The organism is Photorhabdus sp. RM96S, assembly GCF_042879335.1.
GTDB classification, from domain to species: Bacteria; Pseudomonadota; Gammaproteobacteria; order Enterobacterales; family Enterobacteriaceae; genus Photorhabdus; species Photorhabdus kayaii.
The window spans coordinates 1-1,391 of sequence record NZ_JBHFKT010000117.1 but is presented as its reverse complement, the minus strand read 5'-3'; the positions used below and the strand labels follow the sequence as shown (position 1 = coordinate 1,391).

The following is a 1,391-nucleotide window of genomic DNA, read 5'->3' as shown; positions in this document are numbered from 1 at the left end:
CCGGTATCAATCACGTTCCAAGGGGTATCACCCTCGCCTGCAATAGGGGCAATAGTCCCGCGTTTGAAATCAATCCGGTTGGGGCCTTGTGTCAATGTCAGGTTTTTCGCCTGCACTTTGCCGTTAAGTATCGTGGCCCGGCTGATAATATCGACAGCATCCTGCGCCGTTGCATCCAGCCCCTTTTCATCAAAGGTTATAATGCCTTTTTTCACTTCCAGGGCCGCTAATGCTCCCTCTTTATCAAACACCGGATTCCCGGTCGATAAGGTGACCGCCGGGGTATTGATAAAACCACAGCCATGACAAGTTATGCCGTTCGGGTTAGCGATGAAGACAGGCGCTTTTTGCCCCACCACTTCCAACAAGCCCTGTAGATTTGAGGCTAAAGTCCCCACCACTTCATTAATAATCAACTCAGCCGATTGACCGTTAAAGTAAGGGTTTGCCCCAATTTGTCCCGCCAGTACGGATTGGGTAGCTTCGGTAGCATTATTGAGCACCAGCCCGGCAGCCCCAACATTAAACTCCCGATAACGGTTATGTGAAACACCTCGGGAATTCGGTGCCGCAATATGGATAATAGGCAGGTTATTTCTCACGGCAATCCGCGCTCGGTTATCCTCAAGTTGAATCCCGGGTATTCCACCGACTATGTCTGGGATAGTGATAGCCAGTTGGGCGGCATTGCCTAATGCGAGGTCAATCAACGCAGAAGTCACCGGGGTATATTTACCGCCGGCTAAGTGCAACGCGGTGCTATTTTGGGTGACTGCGGTCGTCCCCTCTGCCGATAACGCTGTCTCCGTTATATTGCGGCGGGCAATCAGGGTTAAATTGTTGTCGGTGATGATCTTGCCAATATTAATCGAGTCACCACTGGTCAGGGTAATATCTTTCCCGGCGGTCAGGGAAATCCCATCCAAATCTATCCCCCCTCCAGCATGAAGATCAATATTCTCATTCGCTGCCAAATGCTGATTAATACCAATCCACCCATTACTCGCCACAAAGATATTTTTCGCCCGGTTAATTAGCGTATCTGAAAGAGATATTCCCCGTTCAGATAGAATACGCAGCGTATTAACCGCAGAAATAATAGGTAATACCCGTGTGCCCGCCGCAGTGGAATTATCTCCTCCAGATGAAACATAAATACCACCGCTGGAGATTAAGGTAATGTCATGACCTGAAATATCCGTGTCACGTACCGTAAGACTTTTCTCTGCCTGTAGCAGAACCTGGTTCCCGGCGTTGATATTTCCCCCATCTAAAGACAAGTCTTTCGCTTTAATGGTGACATCACCGTCGGCACGCATTCGTCCCCAACTCTGCAATGTGTCGGTTGTCAATATCAGATGCTGACCGGCTTGCACATGACGCCGTGTGCC

At 49.5% G+C, this 1,391-nt stretch carries 1 protein-coding gene; it reads right to left on the bottom strand.

Features of this window, described 5'->3' with window-relative positions; genetic code table 11:
• On the bottom strand, nt 1-1,319 hold a 1,319-nt coding region (locus tag ACGF49_RS24510; protein ID WP_387493296.1), incomplete at its 3' end, for a filamentous hemagglutinin N-terminal domain-containing protein.
• Nucleotides 1,320-1,391 lie beyond the last annotated feature (72 nt).